15 protein-coding genes are annotated in these 15,942 nt (G+C 40.6%); 6 read left to right on the top strand and 9 right to left on the bottom strand.

The genetic code is table 11. The annotated features are described in order from the left end of the window. The first annotated feature begins 78 nt into the window (after window positions 1-78). Window positions 79-1,656, top strand: coding sequence for an acyl-CoA synthetase MbcS (gene mbcS / locus NPA43_RS13050; RefSeq protein WP_256498908.1), 1,578 nt, complete (start codon window positions 79-81; stop codon window positions 1,654-1,656). 138 nt (window positions 1,657-1,794) lie between these two features. Next, complete coding sequence (locus NPA43_RS13045) at window positions 1,795-2,409, top strand: LysE/ArgO family amino acid transporter (RefSeq protein WP_230031046.1); 615 nt, start codon at window positions 1,795-1,797, stop codon at window positions 2,407-2,409. Window positions 2,410-2,614: 205 nt separating this feature from the next. On the opposite strand, the gene NPA43_RS13040 is transcribed toward NPA43_RS13045, so the two are convergent. After that, on the bottom strand, window positions 2,615-3,046 hold the full coding sequence (locus NPA43_RS13040) for a MarR family winged helix-turn-helix transcriptional regulator (RefSeq protein ID WP_230031045.1): 432 nt from the start codon (window positions 3,044-3,046) through the stop codon (window positions 2,615-2,617). Between the two features lie 116 nt (window positions 3,047-3,162). Here NPA43_RS13040 and NPA43_RS13035 point away from each other — a divergent pair, with 116 nt between their 5' ends. Both NPA43_RS13035 and NPA43_RS13030 read left to right on the top strand, forming a co-directional pair. Further along, a complete protein-coding gene (locus NPA43_RS13035) occupies window positions 3,163-3,750 on the top strand; it encodes an NAD(P)H-dependent oxidoreductase (protein ID WP_099726864.1) in 588 nt (195 codons plus the stop codon). 104 nt (window positions 3,751-3,854) lie between these two features. Continuing rightward, window positions 3,855-5,207 carry an amidohydrolase family protein gene (locus tag NPA43_RS13030; RefSeq protein ID WP_230031044.1) on the top strand — a complete coding sequence of 451 codons (1,353 nt, stop codon included), beginning with the start codon at window positions 3,855-3,857 and terminating at the stop codon, window positions 5,205-5,207. A gap of 43 nt (window positions 5,208-5,250) precedes the next feature. Here the strand turns inward: NPA43_RS13030 and NPA43_RS13025 are convergent, their stop codons facing one another. Then, window positions 5,251-7,188 carry an ABC transporter permease gene (locus NPA43_RS13025; RefSeq protein WP_230031043.1) on the bottom strand — a complete coding sequence of 646 codons (1,938 nt, stop codon included), beginning with the start codon at window positions 7,186-7,188 and terminating at the stop codon, window positions 5,251-5,253. Then, entirely contained in the window at window positions 7,178-7,939 is a 762-nt protein-coding gene (locus NPA43_RS13020) for an ABC transporter ATP-binding protein (RefSeq protein ID WP_249704957.1), read from the bottom strand. The genes NPA43_RS13025 and NPA43_RS13020 overlap by 11 nt, the downstream gene beginning before the upstream one ends. 392 nt (window positions 7,940-8,331) lie before the next feature. On the opposite strand from NPA43_RS13020, the gene NPA43_RS13015 reads away from it, so the two are divergent. Together NPA43_RS13015 and NPA43_RS13010 are read left to right on the top strand one after the other, a co-directional pair. Next, complete coding sequence (locus NPA43_RS13015; protein ID WP_099726868.1) at window positions 8,332-8,676, top strand: PadR family transcriptional regulator; 345 nt, start codon at window positions 8,332-8,334, stop codon at window positions 8,674-8,676. Then, a complete protein-coding gene (locus tag NPA43_RS13010; RefSeq protein WP_256498907.1) occupies window positions 8,667-9,920 on the top strand; it encodes an FtsW/RodA/SpoVE family cell cycle protein in 1,254 nt (417 codons plus the stop codon). Before NPA43_RS13015 ends, NPA43_RS13010 begins: the two co-directional genes overlap by 10 nt. A 71-nt stretch (window positions 9,921-9,991) precedes the next feature. On the opposite strand, the gene NPA43_RS13005 is transcribed toward NPA43_RS13010, so the two are convergent. The 6 genes from NPA43_RS13005 to NPA43_RS12980 form a co-directional block, all read right to left on the bottom strand. Continuing rightward, on the bottom strand, window positions 9,992-10,996 hold the full coding sequence (locus tag NPA43_RS13005) for a sensor histidine kinase (RefSeq protein ID WP_230031040.1): 1,005 nt from the start codon (window positions 10,994-10,996) through the stop codon (window positions 9,992-9,994). Next, entirely contained in the window at window positions 10,996-11,685 is a 690-nt protein-coding gene (locus NPA43_RS13000) for a response regulator transcription factor (protein WP_180275497.1), read from the bottom strand. Before NPA43_RS13000 ends, NPA43_RS13005 begins: the two co-directional genes overlap by 1 nt. Window positions 11,686-11,795: 110 nt before the next feature. Continuing rightward, window positions 11,796-12,713: an iron-hydroxamate ABC transporter substrate-binding protein gene (locus tag NPA43_RS12995; protein ID WP_099726872.1), complete on the bottom strand. Its 918-nt coding sequence runs from the start codon at window positions 12,711-12,713 to the stop codon at window positions 11,796-11,798. Between the two features lie 199 nt (window positions 12,714-12,912). Further along, window positions 12,913-13,512 (bottom strand): response regulator transcription factor, encoded by a 600-nt coding sequence (locus tag NPA43_RS12990; RefSeq protein ID WP_099726873.1) that lies wholly within the window; start codon window positions 13,510-13,512, stop codon window positions 12,913-12,915. 11 nt (window positions 13,513-13,523) lie between these two features. Then, entirely contained in the window at window positions 13,524-14,645 is a 1,122-nt protein-coding gene (locus tag NPA43_RS12985; RefSeq protein WP_099726974.1) for a sensor histidine kinase, read from the bottom strand. A 116-nt stretch (window positions 14,646-14,761) separates the two neighbouring features. After that, a complete protein-coding gene (locus NPA43_RS12980; protein ID WP_099726874.1) occupies window positions 14,762-15,811 on the bottom strand; it encodes a Delta(5) desaturase DesA in 1,050 nt (349 codons plus the stop codon). Between the last annotated feature and the right edge of the window lie 131 nt (window positions 15,812-15,942).

The raw sequence follows: 15,942 nt of genomic DNA, 5'->3' as shown, positions 1-15,942 counted from the left end.
TTTTTCAGTTATGAGTGTTAGAATAGGTAAATTGAAACATGTTTCGTTTCATAGAAAGAGGCTAAAAGGAGCTGTACCATGAAAAGAGAAGACTTAATTGCACCAGAACAATATAACTTAGTCAGTGAGATTGAAGCGTTCAGTCATGACAAGGAGAAAATGGCCCTGCACTGGCAGGATGGAAATGGCCACGAAGCGCATGTGACGTATGCAGCTTTAGTGGAAGAAGCAAATAAAATTGGTCATGTATTATTAAATGCAGGCTTTAAAAAAGGCGATAAAATCATTGTGATGGTGCCGCGCATGCTAGAGGCATACAGCATTTATTTAGCAATCTTGAAAACAGGAATGGTCGTCATTCCTTGTTCAGAAATGCTTCGTGCGAAGGATTTAGATTACCGAATTGAACATGCAGAAGCAAAGGGAGCGATTGTTTACTCTTCATTCATTCAATCGTTCGACGGAACCAATCAGCCAAACGATTTTAAAACATTCTCAATCGGTGAAAACGGTCATGGCTGGACAAATATTCTAGCGCAAAAGGATCAACAATCAAGTGAGCTGCAAATGGCTCCAACAACACGTATAGACATGGCGTTCTTATCCTATACATCTGGTACGACAGGTCATCCAAAAGGGGTTGTTCATACACACGGCTGGGCGTATGCACATTTACGCACAGCTGCCAAAGCATGGCTCTCTATTAATGAGGGAGATAAAGTATGGGCGACAGCAGGACCAGGCTGGCAAAAATGGGTGTGGAGCCCGCTCTTATCAGTGTTAGGAAGTGGAGCAGAAGGCTTTGTATACGGAGGGAAATTCAATCCAAATACGTACTTAGAGCTGCTTCAAAAAAATGAAATCAATGTCCTATGCTGTACGCCAACAGAATATCGTTTTATGGCGAAAGTAGATGACTTGAGTCAGTACGAGCTGCCAAAGCTTCATAGTGCCGTTTCTGCGGGAGAGCCGCTGAACCGTGAAGTCATTGATACATTCAAAAACCATTTCGATATAGAAGTACGAGATGGCTATGGCCAAACAGAAAGCACACTGCTCGTAGGGGTGCTAAAAGGAATGGACATCAAGCCAGGCAGTATGGGAAAACCAACACCTGGCAACGAAGTCGAGATCATTGATGAGGACGGTAGCGTATGCGCTCCTGGAGAAGTTGGTGACATTGCGGTCCATCTCGAAACGCCGGCGCTATTTAAGGAATACTACAAAGATGAAGAGCGTACAAAAGCGCAGCGCCGCGGAAATTACTTTATTACCGGTGACCGTGCGAAAAAAGATGAAGATGGGTACTTCTGGTTTGAAAGCCGCAGAGATGATATCATCGTCAGCTCAGGCTATACCATTGGGCCGTTTGAAGTAGAAGATGCACTGATCAAACACCCAGCAGTCAAAGAATGTGCGGTTGTGGCTAGTCCAGATGAAATCAGAGGATCCATTGTGAAGGCATATGTCGTCCTGCGTGATGCATCTGCACAAAGTGATGAGCTCATCAAAGAGCTGCAAACACATGTGAAAAATACAACAGCACCTTACAAATACCCAAGAGAAATCGAATTCATTGATGAACTGCCAAAAACACCGTCAGCGAAAATTCGTCGTGTAGAGCTGAGAGAAAGAGAGCTAGCACGAAAAGCATAATGATTGATGAAACTAGAAGCGTTTGGATGAAAAGCATCCAGCGCTTTTTTTGTAGGGTAAATCAAATTCGTAGAAAGCTTTCATATTGTTCTATGTTAAAATGTGTAGGAATTACTGGAAAAAGGAGAATGTTTGAAGATGTCCATTGCTATCATTCATGGAATTGTGCTTGCTTTTGGTCTTATATTACCTTTGGGAGCTCAAAATGTATTTGTATTTCAACAAGGAGCGCTTCAGCCTCGATTGTATCGCGTGCTGCCTGTTGTCATCACAGCGGCTCTTTGTGATACACTTTTGATTACTCTAGCGGTCATCGGTGTTTCGGTAGTGGTGTTAACCATTCCTATGCTGCAAATCGGTCTTTATATCATTGGATTTTGTTTTTTACTTTATATGGGATGGTCGGTGTGGAACACAAGCTCATCATCAGATGATAAAGAAAAGACGGAAATGATGCCTGCTAAAAAACAAATCGTATTTGCCTGTTCAGTTTCACTTTTAAATCCTCATGCGATTCTAGATACAATTGGTGTAATTGGAACGAATTCTCTTCAATATAACGGTGCTGAAAAAGTGGCGTTTACACTGGCCTGTATCATTGTCTCGTGGTTATGGTTTATCGGGCTTGCTCTTTTAGGGAAAATGTTAGGGAAGCTAGATACAAACGGCAAGTGGATGAACCGTATCAATAAAGCTTCAGCGATCATGATCTGGCTGGTCGCGTTATACATCGCGTATCAGCTGGTTGTGTAAAGATATATAGAGGAAAAAGATTGCATGAAGACGATGTTCAAAAATGTAAAGCAAAGAAGCGTTTGGATGAAAAGCATCCAGCGCTTTTTTTGTGCATCTTGGAAGGGAAGTTTCAGTGACAATGATGACGAATCTTTTAGCGTCTCTTCATGAAAGAATTCAAAAGATCCTTTGCATGAGCGGTACGCGCATGCTTTTTTCATGTTCATTTTTTAAAAATCGTTTGATTTAATAGGCGGAGAGCTTGTACGATGTCATCCATTTGTTCTATGTCTGAGGAAGATAGGCTGCCAATTAGCATTGATTCAATATGCTGAAATGCTTCGTTCATACAGGCTCGGCCTTTTTCAGAAAGCATAATCACATGCTTTCGTTTGTCATCTTGATCTTCTTGTCTATCGATGAATTGTTTTTCGTGAAGTTTCTTCAGTTCTCTGCTGACATTTGGTAGAGACATGTGCTGGCAATCAGCGATTTGACTAGGTGTAAGCGGCTCACTGACAGCTAGCTGCTCTAGAATCAAATATTGTAAGGTTGTTAAGTCAGATGGTTTCACCTTGCTCATCAGGTCATGTTTTCGCTCAGAAAAAGTAGAAGCAAATGCTACGAATTCCTTGAAGAAATGTGGATTTTTCATGATTTTCACCTCTTACGTAACATACCAAATTTATTATCAAAAAACAATTATCATTTGACAACTAAATAGATTGGATGTATTATTTGTTATCAAATGATAACTAAAGGAGACGAAATATGAATGTTCTCATTATTTATACTCACCCTCATCACAATAGTTTGAATGGTGCTTTTTTGAAAGAAATCGTCAAAGGCAGTGAAGAAAATTCAAAGGTTCATGAAGTGAGGATCATTGATTTATATCAAGAAGAATTTGATCCTGTTCTTATTTTTAATGAAGAGAAAAAAAGGCGTGATATGCATAAGGATCCTGACATTCAGGTGTATCAGGAAAAGATCAAATGGGCGGACAAAATCGTGTTCGTTTATCCGATTTGGTGGGGGCGGCCGCCAGCCATGCTGCTTGGCTTTATCGATCGCATGTTTGCGGCGAATTTCGCCTATCGTCAAACAGGAGGGCTGCTTCCAGAAGGGTTGTTAAAAGGAAAAAGCGCTGTTTGTGTATCAACTATGCAAGGGCCGGCAAATTATCCATTCTTCTTTTTGCAAAATGCTCACAAGATGTTAATGAAACGAGCCCTGTTACAATATGTCGGAATCAAACCTGTGAAGTTCTTTGAATTTGGCATGATGGAAAGTCCAAAAGGCAAACATGACATCAAGATAAAACGGATATACAACTATTTTCGAAAAATGAGCTCGTAAAACATTTGCTTGAGTCACTTTTCTTCTAATTTGATCCTGTTCTGTTTTAAAATGACAGAGAGGGTGGGGTGACTCATCTTCGTCATATGAAAAGGGGGATATAGATGAAGAAAACATTGTTTAAAGATGCAGCTCTCATAACACTTGATCCATCTTTAGATTTTCTAGAAAAGGGAGATCTACTAATTGAAGGGGCGCATATTTTAGAAGTCGCACCTTCGATTGACGCAAGTGATGCAGACATTGTCGATGCATCCGATATGGTCATCATGCCAGGGCTTGTGGATACCCATCGTCATGTGTGGCAGTCTGTCATCCGGGGCATAGGGACAGATTGGTCTTTGCAGACGTATTTGAGCAAAATATATTATGGCAACTATGGGGCGATGAGACGTCCATCAGACGATCGAATCGCCAATTATTTAGGGGCATTAGAGGCTTTAGATGCAGGGGTGACCACATTTTTAGACTGGACGATGATTAATTCAATGGATCATACAGATGAGCTCATTGGAGGATTAAAAGATGCGGGCATTCGGGCTGTTTTTGCTTTTGGTACCTCTGGAGATGCTGAATATTGGGATAGGGAGAGCACACTCACCAATATGGAAGACGCAGCCCGCGTGAAAAAAGCACATTTCCAATCAACAGATCAGCTGCTGACGATGGGACTTGCGATTCGTGGACCTGAGTTTTCCTCATGGGAAACCTCGGTATTTGAAATCGAAACAGCAAGGTCTCTAGATGCACTATGCAGTATGCACATCGGTTTTGGTAATTGGGGAGCGGGGGATCGTTCGATTGAGCGGCTTCATAAAGCAGGGTTACTAGGACCGGATCTGAACATGGTGCATATCAATGCAATTGATGCGGATCAAATGAAAATGCTGGCAGACAGTGGAAGCTCAATCTCTATTACACCTGAAATTGAAATGATGATGGGGCACGGTTATCCCGTGACAGGACTTGCGATTGAACAAGGCGTTCTTCCAACGCTTGGTGTAGATGTGGTAACAGCGACTGGCGGAGATTTGTTTGCACAAATGAAATTCGGGCTTCAGGCAGAGCGGGCGATCCAAAATCAATCTTTATTGATGGAGGGGACGATGCCAGGACCTGAACTTGGGCTCTCTGCTCATCAAATGCTTGAAGCTGCGACGATAAACGGAGCACGTGCCTTGCAGCTTGATCATAAAATTGGGTCACTCTCACCTGGGAAAGAAGCTGATTTCATCCTGATTGATCGGACAAGCATGAATCTTCTGCCAATGACAGATCCAGCTGGAGCAGTTGTCCAAACGGCACATCCTTCAAATGTTGATTCTGTCTATGTTGCTGGAAAAGCAGTGAAGCAAAACGGGAAACTTGTCGGTGTGAACCTAGAAGAGGTGAAACGAAAAGCTTATGCGGCAAGAGACCATATTTTATCGCATAAGTTTGAATCAACACCATCCTAAATCAAGCATAATATCCCCATAGGCGAGGCCTATGGGGAATAGATTACAAGGATTCTTTAATGACTTTTTTATAATACTGAACTGACAGGAATCCGAAGACTGAATACAAAACGGTATAAATCGACATGACGATGAGCATTGGTGTCCACAGTTCACCGCCGAATAAAAACCAGCCTGACTGTACAGCAAAGTAGCTGTGCAGCAATCCGATGATGAGCGGAATCCCAAAGTTAAATAGCTGTTTGAGCCGAATGCCTTTTAATAGATCTTTTTCAGTAAAGCCAAGCTTACGTAAGATCGTGTACGAGCTTTGTTCTTCTTCACTTTCATTCATTTGTTTGAAGTATAAAATACAGCCTGATGTGACAAGGAAGCTTAGACCTAAGAATCCGACCACAAACATCATCAATCCTATTGTTTGTTTTTGCTGCTGAGTTGAAGCTAATCGAGACATGCTGTCATCGCCCAGTTTTAAAGAAGTAAAGACGTCATTGGCTTGTTCAATATGTTTCTCATCATTTACATTGATCGCAATATATTGGTTATTCTCAAGCTGAAGCTTAGGATCCTTGTTTTGATCCAGCTGTTCAAAGACGCTTTGACTAACAACGGCAACAGGCAGGCCGCCAGCAGTGAACCGGTAAGAGATTAAGTGATCTTTCTTCATATCAATCACTTTTAAATTAATTGGTTTCTTTATTAGAAGTTTCACATCACCTGAACTTTTAATCGGCATGAATTTTCTCAATAAATCATTGTAGCCGCTTAAGATGACTTCGTTGTTCTCCACATGAATGCTTGGTACGTTCTTCTCACTGATCACAGGTAGTGTCAATACTTCTGGGTTCTTATTCAAACTGCTTAACTCTGTATCAATGATCTTTTTTGCATCAAAATCAGCTTGAATGACCTTGAACTGTTGCTTGTCATAAGCAATATGTTTGTCAGAAAGTGCACGAGTGAAGGTGGCTGCTTCCTTCTCTGAGCCCATGACGAAATGAGCTGGAATTTGTTGTTCAGCGGTTTTTTCTGCTGAGTAATAGGAAATGTAGCTAAGGGATAACAAACCGATCGCAAGTGCAGATACGGTTGTAATAATCGTTAAAAGCAGTGCATTTGATTTTAGCCGGAACATAATGGATGACAGAGACAAGACTTCATGAATGGCTAGGTAGCCATTCTTTCTTTTACGTACGATATTGGCAATGAACGAAACAGAGCCTTTATAAAAAAGAAAGGTACCGATTATGACAGAGCCTAGAATATAAATCATGGCTAAAAATAACGAAAGCATTGACGTGTATGTGCCAGTAAAAAGCTGAGAAGAAATGTAATAGCCTGAGCTGATCAAGACAATACCGAAAACCCCAATGATGATTTCAAACACAGAGATTTTTTTTACGCGCTGCTCTGTAGAAGACGTTGTTCTAAACAAAGATAAAATCGTCTGCTTGTTAATAAAACGTCTATTTCTCAGCAGAATCAATACATAAATCAATAGAAAGACAATGAGCGTTTGCAGAAGAGCCATGCCTGAAAAATGAAGATTGGCGATGGCGTTCACGCCGGTCACTTTAAATAACACCATCAGCATGAGTTTTGAACCGATAAATCCAGCGATTATGCCAAGAGCCATGGCGATCATGTATAGGATAAAGTTTTCTGCGTTGAGCAGTCTGGCAATTTTTTGTTTGGTCATCCCAATGAGCTGCAAGAGGCCGATTTCTTTCCCTCTGCGCTTAATGAAAATGCTATTCGCATATAAGAGGAAGATGCCGACGATGGCAATGAGCAGGATCGAAGCGGCTTTAATCGAAGCACCGCCTTTAATGGACCCTTTCACATCATCAAGTGCTGGTGAATACTGCAAGGTGACAAAAGAAAAATAGAGCGCCACACTAAATATAAGAGCGAACACGTATAAGTAGTAATTCTTCAAATTTTTCTTCAGGTTTCGGAAGACGAGCTGATTAATGTTCATGCTTTACACCGCCTAAGACACCTTGCGTTTTCATAATATCTTCGAAAAACATCTTTCTCTCTAAAGCGCCTTTATTCAACTGTGTATAGATCTGTCCATCCTTGATAAAAATGACTCGTCTTGAATAGCTGGCGGCGACAGGATCATGTGTGACCATCACAATGGTCGCTTTTCGTTTTTGATTAAAATCTTGCAGCTTGTTGAGTAAATCAGATGCAGATTTGGAATCGAGTGCCCCAGTTGGTTCATCAGCGAAAATGAGACTAGGCTCATGAATGAAGGCACGAACCGCCGACGTCCGCTGCTTTTGTCCCCCAGATAGTTCATTCGGATATTTGTCTCTTAGTTCATAAATCCCCATATCCTCAGCGAGCTGTTGAAAACGTTCAAAAGCTTCTTTTTTAGGTGTTTTGGAGATCGATAATGGCAAAAGGATGTTCTCTTTGACCGTGAGCGTATCAAGTAAGTTATAATCCTGAAAGACAAAGCCAAGCTGTTTCTTTCTGAATTCAGCGAGCTGTTGATCTTTCATTTGAGTCATATCAGCATCTGCGATACGAATCGATCCGCTGGACACATGGTCGATAGATGACAATACGTTCAGAAGGGTTGTTTTCCCCGAGCCTGATGGTCCCATAATGCTGACAAATTCTCCAGCTTCTATGGTCAGATCAATGCCTTTAAGCACCTCTTGTTTGTTGAATTTATTTCCGTAGCTTTTATATAGCTTGCGCGCTTCTAAAATGTTCATATGTCGAACCCCTTTTTCTTTTTTTAAATTGATAACTCTAGTATAAAAAGAAGCCGGATCGACTTCCTTCGATTTGGCGAACAAAACAGACGAGCATGTGACATTATTGTCACATGCTTGTTTTATAAAACAATTCACATGTTTTTATGTAGAATCCGTGCCTACTATTAGAAACTTTACTTATCTTTTGCAGAAAGCGGTGCTCTTTATCAATCATTTTATCTGTTTTTCGCTCTTATGTATCAATCTTCTTTGATTTTTCTTGTCATCATGATTTCGGATGTAGAATAAAAGTCCATGTTTTTGAATCTTTACATGGTATATTTTTTCATGTATGCTATACATATTAAATATATGCATAGTAAATCTATGTATTAGAGGTGATTGTGTTGATGAAAGTGAGTAAAGAGCTTCTAAAGGGAAGTACAGCTACACTTATTTTAAGCTTATTAAATGAAAAACCGATGTATGGATATGAAATGATTAAAGAATTGGAGGCGAAGTCCGAAGGTATTTTTAGCTTTAAAGAGGGAACGATTTATCCCATTTTGCACAATTTGGAGGGGAAAGAATTGATTGTCTCTTACTGGGGCGAAGGAAATGGCAATCGGAAAAGAAAGTATTACAAAATAAATGAACAGGGCAAAGCATTTATAAAGGAAAAGAAAGAAGAATGGAACGTTTTCAAAGATGCAGTCGATGGCGTTCTGAACGGAGAGAAAATCGTATGGGATTAGAAAAAAAGTTCGAAAAGTATATAAAGGATGTATGTAAACGAATCAAAAATAAAGATGTACATTCGAGTATAAAGCTTGAGCTTAGCGATCATCTATATACGCTAAAAGAGGAAGCGATGAATGCTGGGATGCCTGAAGAAGAAGCGGTAGATCAAGCGCTGGATCAAATTGGAGATGCAGCCATTATCGGAACGCAGCTCCATGAAACACATAGAACCCAAATGGATTTTAAAACGATACTTCTTGTGTTAGCCACTTGTTCATTTGGACTGCTTGTGATGTACTTTTTGCAGTTTCATTCTAGTTTTACAAATCTTCAAGACATGAATATTTTTTATAAAAGTCTCGTTTTTTATTTATTTGGTCTTGTGGTTATGTTTGGTTTGTTTGCGTTCGATTATCGACGCTTATTGAAATACTCTTGGCATTTATACATAGGGACGCTCGGAACGCTGCTTCTTACGATGTTTTTTGGTGTAAGAGTGGACGGTATTCTCTTTTTAAGAATAAGTGATGTATCGATCAATCTGACTGAGATGGTGCCGTTTCTTGCGGCCGTTTCTTTAGCAGGTATTTTTCACTCTTGGAATTGGGGGAATGGTTTCAAATCTTGGCTCGGAGTAGGGATTATGGCTTTACCCATTCTTTTAATAAGTACGATTGGCTCGCTTCCTGCGACCATCATCTGTATCGTCATGTGCATAACGATTATGTATGTATCAAGTGCAAGCGTGAGGCAAATGATTCCGCTGACAGCAGCAGGTGTTTTATATCTTATTGTTGAATTATTTTCTCTGTTTCAAGCAGATATGTACCCTTACTCTTACACAGTTCATGAATTTAGTTCAAACGGGCTTCATATCACTCCGTCTGCAATGTCTGAGGTTCACACTGATTGGATGTTTACGTATATCATTTATTCATTCGGCTGGTTCGCAGGGGTGACTGCATTCATGTTGTTTGTCTTTTTTATTTACAGAGTATTTCATACAGCAAAACGAGTCCAATTGGCTTATGGGAAAATGATCATGACAGGCTTGGGAGCTACGTTTGCAACAAAATTTATCTTAAGTATCTTCACAAACTTTGGCTTATTGGCTTTACCTGGGGTGTCCATACCTTTCATGAGCTATGGGGGTTCTCATATTCTTCTAGAAATGATGGCTGTTGGCCTGCTCTTGGGTATTTATAGAAGGAGGCAGATGGGAGATGTTTTTCATCAAGAAGCGGGAAATATTTCATAAGTAGATTACCCAATCTCTTCACGACAGCTTTCAGACTTTTATGAAGAGATTGGATGTGATCCGTCATGTGCTTACATGCTCGCAATATGAACAAAATCATTCTTTTTCGGAAAGATCAAGGTGAAGGTTGTACCTTGATCTATAGTGGAGTTGACCTCGATCGTGATATGAAGAGCGTCTGCTCCTTTTTTGGTTAAATAGAGCCCCATTCCCGTTGAGGCGGTGTCATTGTGATGTCTTGTGGAGGTGAAGCCCTTTTCAAAAATGCGAGACACGTCTCTTGGGTCAATTCCTCTGCCTTGATCTGTGATTGACAGTACAACTTGTTCATTTATTTGTCTGCTTTCGATGACAATATCAGACGAATGGCTGTACTTGACTGCGTTTGTCAGCACTTGTCTGATCATAAAGGATAACCATTTTGTATCACTTAATACGCCGCGTTCTTCAAGCGCCAGTTCAAAGCCAATTCCTTTTTGCATGCACCATGATTGGAGGGCTTTGATTTCTTTCGCTATGATGCTTTGCAGATCCAGCTTTTCAATAAATAAATCATTTTCGATATGACGTATTCTGCTTTGGTGCAGCTGGGCATCGAGTAATAAATGAATTCTAAGCCACTCGTACGTCATATTTGATTTCAGCGGCTGTTCTGTTAATCGGTCGATCATTAAGTGCATCGCCGTGAGCGGTGTTTTGACCTCATGTATCCATGAAAGCAGTTCATCTTTTTCTTCTTCAAGGGCGATTTTCTGCTCTGCCGCCATCTGCCGGTAGCGGTCGATTTGCTCTGACGTCGCATCATGTACGAGCTGTTCAAATGGGGAAGAGGGAGCGAGCAACATTTGATGATCAATGTTTTCGTCCCATTCTTTCAGCCTTTCATAATAAGCCGTTTCTTTTCGATAACGGAAAAAGAGAAAGACGATCATGAGTAACGTAGACAGTAACACAATATAAAAAAGAGAAGCCATTGGAATGGTCGTATCCAAATAAGCAACAAAAAGAATGAGAAGCTGCAAACTAAGAAAGAACAGAATCCAGCTTCTTCGTTCTTTTAAAAATGCTTGCAGCATCATTGATCATCCTTTTCCTTTGCAAGATAACCCTGCCCTACTTTTGTTTCAATGAAGGTGCCAAGGGAGATCTCGTCAAGTTTTTTTCTGAGGCGATTGACGTTGACAGTCAGCGTATTGTCACTCACAAATCGTTCATCCTCCCATAACGCTTGTATGAGTGATTCCCGGCTGACGATATGATGTTTATGCTGAACCAATTCCTTGAGAATAAATAATTCATTTTTCGTTAATTCAACCTCACCGTGTTCATTTGTCACGGTGTTTTTTTCTAGGTCAATGGTAGCGCCGCACCAAACCTTTAAGTTGGCCGGTTCTGCATTATAATCATGCACGCGGCGAAGAACAGCACTTACTTTGGCGATGAGGACGTCAAAGTGAAAGGGCTTCTGCACAAAATCATCGGCACCGAGCTGCATCGACATGACCATATCAGCAGGGTGGTCTCGAGATGAGAGAAAGATGATCGGAACATTTGAATGATGCCGAATCATCCGGCACCAATGAAAGCCATCGTATTTTGGCAGCTGAATATCAATAATGACTAGATCAGGCTGGATGGAAGTAAACTCCTGCATGACCTGATGAAAATCGTGAATCCCATAGACATTATAGGACCAGTTAACTAAGCGTTCTTTGATTTCTTGGAAGAGGGTTGTATCGTCCTCAATCAGCAAAATTTTAAACAAAACCAGCACCACACTTTTTGAATTAGCTTGTATGTAATTGTAGCGGAAAAAAGGCGCTGCCGCTAGAAGCAGACAAGAAAAAAGCAAGGGAAGAGGTCCCTTGCTTCAGCTTATTTACCTAAAAAATGCTTTTTAAAGAATGATAGTTGATATTCAAGTGTGAGTGGATCGTTAAAGTAAAATTCTTCCGCATTTGCTTCGAACACACGATGTTTTTTCACGGCAGGAATGGACTTGTAGATTTCACTGTTTTGATAGGAATTGTCCATTTCACTGTTTTTGCTAATGATCATATAGTCTCCAGCAAATTCAGGGATGACCTCTTGCGAAACTGCATAGTACCCGGCTTTTAACGCTTTTTCCTTAACCTTCTCAGGCATTTTCAGTTTCATTTCTTGATAGAGGATTTCTGTACCGCGACCCCATGCATCTCCAAACACATAAAGATCTTTTGTGCCGCTTTCAAATACAGAAACCGTCGCATCTTCACCGATCTTTGCTTTGATTTCTTTTCCAGCTTCAGCTGCGCGTTCTTTGAAATCTTTCACCCATGCTTTGGCTTCTTTTTCTTTGTTTAATACTTTTCCAATTTCAATGTGCTGCTGAAGGTAATCGACTTTGTTATACGTGAACAAGACCGTTGGTGCGATTTTTTTCAGTTTCTCTACATTTTTTGTATTGCTTAAGCCAATGATGACATCAGGCTTTAGCTTCATGATTTTTTCTACATTTTCATCCGATACTTCTTCCACATTTTTTAATTCCTTTTGGAAGCGTGGATTCTTTTTTGACCAAGAGTCAACGCCAACAAGGTTCACACCAAGTGACATGACATTGCCCGTGTAAGAGCCGAGAACAACGACACGTTTTGGATGCGCTGGCAGCTTAACAGGGCCATTTTCAGATTGATATGTAATCTTGTCTGACGTTGATTGTTTTCCTTTATTTGAGGAAGAGTTGCTGCTATTGCCACATGCGCTCAACGCAAGTACAAAGATGAGCATCAGAGGGAACAATATTTTCTTCATGAATGTAGACTCCTTTGAAAGCGGCATATATGCCGGATATTTGGTTGTATTAGTGATAATGATAATTATTATCACTTGGATATCATATCATAAGACTGCGGTCTGTTGTCAATTACATTTTGTCAGTTGCTGATAAAAAATAGAGGGAATCTTTTAGAAAGAAAAAAAGATCAAGGCAGCGTATGACCTGATCTTTTTTCTATTTAAACCAGCCTTTTTCTTTAGAGCGTGTGATGGCCTCAATGCGGTTTTTGACTTCAAGTTTATCTAAAATAATGGAAATGTAGTTCCGGACAGTGCCGCTTTTAATACTGAGTTCCTTTGCAATTTCTTTTGTGTTTTTGCCGTCTGCGACGAGTTCAAGAACGGATTTTTCTCGTTCGGTTAAAGGATTTTCGTCACTATATAAATCCTCCATCAATTCCGGGGCGTACACCTTTTTTCCTTTCATCACGCTGCGAATGGCACTTGCCAGATCTTCACTTGGGCTGTCTTTCAGCATATAGCCGCTAACGCCAGCTTTCAGCGCCCTTTGGAAATATCCAGAACGGGCAAAGGTCGTTAAAATGATGATTCTCACATCTGATTCCTTGAGTTCTTCGGCTGCATCAAGTCCAGATTTCCCTGGCATTTCAATATCCATTAAACATATATCAACGGGGTGTTTTTTAGCAAAATCAATGGCGTCCTGGCCGTTTGTGCCTTTTCCAACAACCGTCATATCGTCTTCTAAATCAAGTAGTGAACCGAGTGCACCAAGCAGCATTTGCTGATCTTCTGCGATAAAGATGTTGATCATTTCATTTCCTCCTATTCTTTGGCTGCTGAATCATTTGGAATGCTCATGATCAGCTTCGTCCCATGTTTTGTCTCAATATGAAGGCGTCCATTTGCAAATTCCAATCTTTCTCTAATCCCTAAAAGGCCATGTCCCTTCGTTTGAGAGGAGGGGTGATCTCCTTTAAATGTTCCATCATCTTCAACCGTGATGACGGCTTCTTTTGCCTTTTGGTGAATGGTGATTTTACAGACAGTGGCTTCACTATGTTTAACGACATTCGTAACGGCCTCTTTTATGCACATGCTCACAATGTTTTCGTTGAGAAGAGAGATGTGTTTCGGTGCTCCCTTTTCATCATAGATCAATTCAATCCCGGCCGCTTCGAGAATTTGCTTTATGTTCGACATTTCATCCTTGATTCGAATGCCTTTCATGGAGGAAACGATCTTCCGCACTTCATTAAGAGACGTTCTAGCGGTCTGCTGGACGCTTTTTAGTTCGGCACGAGCTTGTTCAGGATCTTTATAGATGAGTTTTCGAGCAAGGTCACTCTTTAAACCGATAAGAGAAAGCTTTTGGCCAAGGGTGTCATGCAGATCACGGGCAATGCGCTGCCTTTCTTCAAGCTTCACAAGATCGGCGATCCGTTCATTGGCATCTTCTAATTTCTCTTCAAGCCGTTCACGTTCTTTCCTGCTTCGAATGCTGAGAGGGAGGAGAATGGCACTAATGAGTGTGATCACAACAAAAGGAATTTGTGTGAGAAACCATCCCTTTTTTAAAATCAAGCTAAAGTTCACCGCAACAGCGGCGCTCCCGACATGAATATAGTATAAGATATAAAAAGGTACTTTTCTTTTAATATGTCCATTGAAATAGGCGATGCAAAAAGCGAAATAAATGTAGCTGTAGAGCATCACGTAGCCAGTAGAAATTGCAATCAATAGAAGGCCGAATACATATAAAGCCCAGCCTTTTGCGACAAAGGCAAAACGATACACGGCAAAAAAGACGACGTTTAATATGATGCCGATCACAATACCTAAAGTCGAAGGCGTCTTAAGGATAAAATAAAAGGGCAGGATGAAAAAAATGGCCCATATATATGGGGAAATCCCATGCAATTTTTGAATTTTAAGTTGTTTTTTCATCCGTGAATCACCTTTTCCATTTTCATTCTTTTTCACTACTTTATCAAATTGAACACGTTGCCGCATCCTGTAAATACCAACAAGCCCCTTCTATTGTAAGAAAGAGCTTGCGTCGTTTAAGCATTCTTCTTGAGAATGTCTCCTTTGATGACAGGTGTGCTTTTCGTCTGGCGCGCCTCTCTAAAGGTAACAAATGCTTTCGTTTCCTCATCCCAAAGTCTGAATTTCATTGAATCAATACTTGTTTTCAGCGTAATGGTTGGAACATTTTGAAGCGGCTCACTATGCTCATGAGCATGCTCTAAATGATAATTCGGTACCCTCGGACTTAAATGATGGACATGGTGATAACCGATATTGCCTGTTAACCATTGAAGGAGCTTTGGCAATTTGTAAAAAGAACTGCCTTCTACAGCTGCCTGCACATAATTCCAATGCTCATCAGCTTCAAAGTAAGAATCCTCAAACGTATGCTGCACATAAAACAGCCATACACCAATTGATCCAGAAATCAGAAAGATTGGACCTTGGACAAGTAACAAACCTTGCCAGCCAAAAAGGAGATAGGTAGCCCCTGCGAGCAAAACAATCGATATGTTTGTAAAATAGGTATTCCAGCGCTCTTTTTTACGAGCATTTTTGACGTTGAAGCGGTTTTGAAACAGGAAAACAAAGATCGGTCCTAAAATAAACATGACAAAAGGATTACGATAAAATCTGTAGCGAAATTTCGTCCATACAGATGCTTCTTGATATTCTTTGACTGTCAGGAGCCAAATGTCACCAGTACCTCGTTTGTCTAAATTACTGCTTGTGGCATGGTGAATCGAATGATCTCTTTGCCATTGAAGATAAGGGAAAAGGGTGAGTACACCCGTTATGAAACCAAACAGGTGATTCAGCGGCTTCTGTTTAAAAAAGGATTGATGGCAGCAGTCGTGAAAAATAATAAAGACACGTACTAAAAAACCAGCTGCAATAACCGCAAAGAAGAGGGTTAAAAGGTAGGAGATGTTCAGGCTATAATAGGCAAGAAACCAAAGCCCCAAAAATGGAATAAATGTATTAAAGAGCTGCATGATACTTTTTTTTGAATCAGCACCAGAAAATTGGCCTACTTGTTTTCTTAAAGTGGCTTGCTGCTGTGTGTTTGTTGAAGTCGTCATGAAAGTTCAAGTCCTTTCCGTTTCTTTCTACTTCAAAGTATAGAAGGAAAGTCGTCATGCTCATAGTAGCACCCATCATGTATTTGATATGACATTTGTCATGTTGGAACATCAAAAAGCCTGACAGCATC

This window comes from Bacillus pumilus (assembly GCF_024498355.1).
GTDB classification, from domain to species: Bacteria; Bacillota; Bacilli; order Bacillales; family Bacillaceae; genus Bacillus; species Bacillus pumilus_P.
The sequence above is the reverse complement of the archived record's forward strand: the minus strand, read 5'-3'. Positions and strand labels throughout refer to the sequence as shown.